Below are 3,914 nucleotides of genomic sequence, written 5' to 3'. Positions count from 1 at the left end.
CAGTTCAGGATCACGAAGTCGCCCGGTGCCACGGATGTCACGCCCGCCCCGACCGACTCCACCGTGCCCGCGGCCTCGTGGCCCAGCAGGAACGGATACTCGTCGTTGATCCCGCCCTCGCGGTACGTCAGGTCGGTGTGGCACACCCCGCAGGCGGTGATGTCGACGACCACCTCACCAGGACCGGGATCGGGGATGACGATGTCAACCAACTCGACGGGTTGCTTCTTACTCCTGGAGATCACGCCGCGGACTGTCTGACTCATGGCTACAACTTAAGGGAAGACGTGTTCCGCAAAAGACGGCCCCACGAAAAGTGAGGGAATTGCAGTCACCGATCGCTCCCACCTGTAACCGCCGCTCACGAGGGGTCGCGGAAACATCCAAGGGAGCACGTCATGAGCATCAACCAATCGGCCAAGGGCCGTCGCAACACCGCCGCCACGCTGCTTCTCGCCGCAGGCGCGGCCGTCCTCGGCGGACTGGTCGCAGCCGCGCCAGCCAATGCCGCCGACGCCTATGTCGCCCTGTCCTACTCGTTGGAGAGCAAGATCGGGGGTACGGCGGTCGGCGACACCCCCGATGCGGCGCGGCTCGCGTCGCTGCAGAACTGCCAGAACAACGGTGGCAACCACTGCGTGTACTACGTGGGTGCCCAGAACAGCTGCGTAGCCATCGCCATCGGCACCGACCCCACCCTGCACCACGAGTGGTCCACCGCGATCAACTCGGTGGTGGAGCTGGCCCGCAAGCAAGCGCTGTCGAACAACGGTGGCGGTGTGATCGGGACGTCGGGCTGCACGACCAGCATGATCGTCGATCCGCCGCCACTGGATCCCACGCCGCCGTCGGATCCCACCCCTCCGCCGCCGCCCGCTGATCCGGTCGAGCACGACTACGACAACGACGGCCTGAGCAAGCACGACGAGCTCTTCAATTACCACACCAATCCGTTCCTGGCCGATACGGACTTCGACGGAGTCCTGGACGGGAAAGAGGTCACCAACGGCACCAACCCGCTGAACCCCAGCTCTCACTGATCGCAGGTAGATCAGCTCGGCCCGTCACCCGCACTTTGCGGGTGGCGGGCCGATTGCGGTTTGCGGTGGCAGGCTGGACGGATGATGCCCGCCCTCTTCCTCTCGCACGGCGCGCCGCCGCTGGTCGACGACGCAACGTGGGTCGCGGAGCTCGAGGCATGGTCGGATGGAATGCCGCGGCCGGACGCGATCCTCGTGGTGTCGGCGCACTGGGAGTCCGCGCCGCTGACGATCGGGTCGACCACCACGGAAACCCCACTCACGTACGATTTCTGGGGCTTCCCGCAGCGCTACTACGACGTCACCTACGACGCCCCCGGTGCGTCTTCGCTCGCGGCCCGGGTCGAGACCGCCATGCCGGACGGTGAGCCCGTCGCTCACGATCGCGAGCGAAGGCTGGACCACGGCGCCTACGTGCCGCTGACCGTCATGTACCCACTAGCCGACATCCCGGTGCTCCAGATCTCCATGCCGACTCTCGACCCGCGGCAGCTGCTCGAGCTCGGTGAACGGCTGCGGCCGCTGCGCGACGAGGGCGTGCTGGTGATCGGCTCCGGGTTCACCACGCACGGGCTGCCCTTCCTCGACGACCCTTCGCCGGGTGCCACGCCGCCGGGTTGGTCGGTGGAGTTCGACGTGTGGGCGTCCGAACGGTTGGCGGCGGGCGACGTCGATTCGTTGATCGACTTCCGAGCCAAGGCGCCAGGGATGCCCTACGCACACCCCACCATCGAGCACTTCGCGCCGTTGTTCGTGGCGCTCGGCGCGTCCGGGAACCCCGAGCAGGTGCCAGCGCAGGTCATCGACGGCTACTGGATGGGATTGGCGAAGCGGTCGATACAGCTGGTCTAGCGACGAGCCGGGGCTACGGAGACAGCGAGAAGGCGGCGGCCTGCACTGCGTGGCCGGCAGGCGATTAGGCTCCTCCGCGATGAGCGCGCTGGATGCCCTTGCCGACTGGCCGGTCCCGGCCGCCGCAGCCGCGGTGGTCGGGCCTTCCGGCGTGCTGGCGGAGTTCGGCGACACCGAGCGCCGGTTCGCCCTCGCGTCGGTGACCAAGCCACTAGTCGCCCGTGCGGTGCAGGTGGCGGTCGAGGAGGGCGTCGTCGACCTCGACACCCCGGCCGGCCCGCCGGGGTCGACGGTGCGGCATCTGCTCGCGCACACCTCGGGCCTGTCGATGCGGTCGTCCGAGATGGCGGCAGCGCCTGGCAAGCGTCGTATCTACTCCAACTACGGCTTCGGCGTGCTCGCCGAGACGGTGCAGCAGGCATCGAACATCGGGTTCGAGCGGTACCTGGCCGAAGCGGTCTTCGAACCGCTCGGCATGAGTTCCTCGGCACTCGTCGGCGGTGCGGAAGCGGCCGGGTACGGTGCGGAGTCGACGGTGGCCGACCTCGCCGCCTTCGCCGCCGATCTGCTGCGGCCCGCCTTGGTGTCGGCGCAGATGCACGCCGAGGCCATTGCGGTGCAGTTTCCCGGGCTGGCCGGGGTGCTGCCCGGCTTCGGCGTCCAACGGCCCAACGACTGGGGGCTGGGCTTCGAGATCCGCGACGGCAAGTCACCGCACTGGACGGGATCGTCGAACTCGGGTGAAACCTTCGGGCACTTCGGCCAGTCGGGCACGTTCATCTGGGCTGATCCCACCGCTGACCTGGTCCTGGTCGTGCTGACCGATCGCGATTTCGACCAGTGGGCTTACCCGCTGTGGCCGGCGCTGTCTGATGGAGTGCTGAGAGAATTCCGAGCACACTAGCGCAACACGGGTCCCACAAGGCACACTAGACACGCGCGACACAGTTTTAACGTTAAGCATCGTGACCCTTTCGGAATCACCAGGTCGGCTTGGGGAAGACGTCCCTAGTGGAGCCGAAGGAGCAAATGATGCGTGCGTCGAACCAATTCGCCGACACGACGACTGGTGTGGTTTACGTCCACGCCTCGCCCGCGGCGGTATGCCCACACGTGGAGTGGGCGCTTTCGTCGACCCTGTCGGCGCGAGCGAACCTCAAGTGGACCCCTCAACCCGCCATGCCCGGACAACTGCGCACCATCACCAACTGGGTCGGTCCCGTCGGGACCGGCGCCCAATTGGCCAGCGCGCTGCGGTCGTGGTCGGTACTGCGGTTCGAGGTGACCGAGGACCCGAGTGAGGGCGTCGACGGTTACCGCTGGTGCCACACCCCACAGCTCGGACTCTGGGCAGGAACCATGAGCGCAAACGGCGACGTGATGGTCGGCGAGATGCGCCTGCGTGGCTTGATGGCGTCCGGAGCCGACACCCTTGCCGCCGAACTGGACACGGTCCTCGGCACCGCATGGGACGAAGCGCTTGAGCCCTACCGCGGTGGCGGTGACACCGGTGAGATGAGCTGGCTCAACCGCGGAGTTGGTTAGGAAGTAGCAAGCCCGTAACGACAAGACTGAGCAGCCTGTCCGCCTGGGCCACGCGTTCTCGCAGGTGCTCGGTTGCCAACGAGATGGCGTTGACGAGATGAAGCACGTCGCCGATGTTCACCTCGGAACTCACTGAGCCGGATCGTTGAGCCCGAACTAGAAGCCTCTCGCCGGCCGCAGTGATCATTGCATGACAGGAAGCGCCCATGTCGCTGTCATAGACGCCCGCGAGCGAGGTGCCCAAACCGCGGTTGGCAGACGCGTGAGCCACCATCGCCCGCAGCCACTCGACCAATGCAGCCGAAGGTTCGCGTTCGGCCGCAAGTGCGTCGGCGAGGGCACACAGCGTCTGGACGCGGTCACGAAACACTGCCTCCAACAGGGCGCCCCGACTGGGGAAGTGGCGGTGCAGGGTGGCCGATCCGACACCGGCTCGCCGGGCGATCTCTTCGAGGGATGCGTCGGCCCCGGCCTCCC

The 3,914-nt window shown here is 67.0% G+C and carries 6 protein-coding genes; 4 read left to right on the top strand and 2 right to left on the bottom strand.

Annotated features, from left to right (window positions below; all coding sequences use genetic code 11):
- A partial coding sequence (locus QOC69_RS03720; RefSeq protein WP_526436484.1) for an alcohol dehydrogenase catalytic domain-containing protein occupies window positions 1–266 on the bottom strand: 266 nt, incomplete at its 3' end.
- Window positions 267–398: 132 nt separating this feature from the next.
- Here QOC69_RS03720 and QOC69_RS03715 point away from each other — a divergent pair.
- From QOC69_RS03715 to QOC69_RS03700, 4 genes are all read left to right on the top strand, one after another.
- Window positions 399–1,040 carry a DUF4189 domain-containing protein gene (locus tag QOC69_RS03715; protein ID WP_526436482.1) on the top strand — a complete coding sequence of 214 codons (642 nt, stop codon included), beginning with the start codon at window positions 399–401 and terminating at the stop codon, window positions 1,038–1,040.
- Between the two features lie 84 nt (window positions 1,041–1,124).
- A complete protein-coding gene (locus tag QOC69_RS03710) occupies window positions 1,125–1,892 on the top strand; it encodes a dioxygenase family protein (RefSeq protein WP_526436486.1) in 768 nt (255 codons plus the stop codon).
- A gap of 79 nt (window positions 1,893–1,971) precedes the next feature.
- A complete protein-coding gene (locus QOC69_RS03705; protein WP_526436480.1) occupies window positions 1,972–2,796 on the top strand; it encodes a serine hydrolase domain-containing protein in 825 nt (274 codons plus the stop codon).
- Window positions 2,797–2,924: 128 nt separating this feature from the next.
- Window positions 2,925–3,437 carry a DUF3145 domain-containing protein gene (locus tag QOC69_RS03700; protein ID WP_149371960.1) on the top strand — a complete coding sequence of 171 codons (513 nt, stop codon included), beginning with the start codon at window positions 2,925–2,927 and terminating at the stop codon, window positions 3,435–3,437.
- Here the strand turns inward: QOC69_RS03700 and QOC69_RS03695 are convergent.
- Window positions 3,418–3,914 (bottom strand): TetR/AcrR family transcriptional regulator (locus QOC69_RS03695; protein ID WP_526436477.1); only part of this gene is annotated, 497 nt, incomplete at its 5' end. The genes QOC69_RS03700 and QOC69_RS03695 overlap by 20 nt on opposite strands.

The organism is Mycobacterium sp. (assembly GCF_032162105.1).
Taxonomy (GTDB): Bacteria; Actinomycetota; Actinomycetes; order Mycobacteriales; family Mycobacteriaceae; genus Mycobacterium.
This window is presented reverse-complemented; position numbering and strand designations above follow the sequence as displayed.

Excerpts from the sequence above, each read along its gene's own strand:
- QOC69_RS03700 (WP_149371960.1), top strand. The coding sequence starts at position 2,925 with ATGCGTGCGTCGAACCAATTCGCCGACACGACGACTGGTGTGGTTTAC.
- QOC69_RS03705 (WP_526436480.1), top strand. The coding sequence starts at position 1,972 with ATGAGCGCGCTGGATGCCCTTGCCGACTGGCCGGTCCCGGCCGCCGCA.
- QOC69_RS03715 (WP_526436482.1), top strand. The coding sequence starts at position 399 with ATGAGCATCAACCAATCGGCCAAGGGCCGTCGCAACACCGCCGCCACG.
- QOC69_RS03710 (WP_526436486.1), top strand. The coding sequence starts at position 1,125 with ATGCCCGCCCTCTTCCTCTCGCACGGCGCGCCGCCGCTGGTCGACGAC.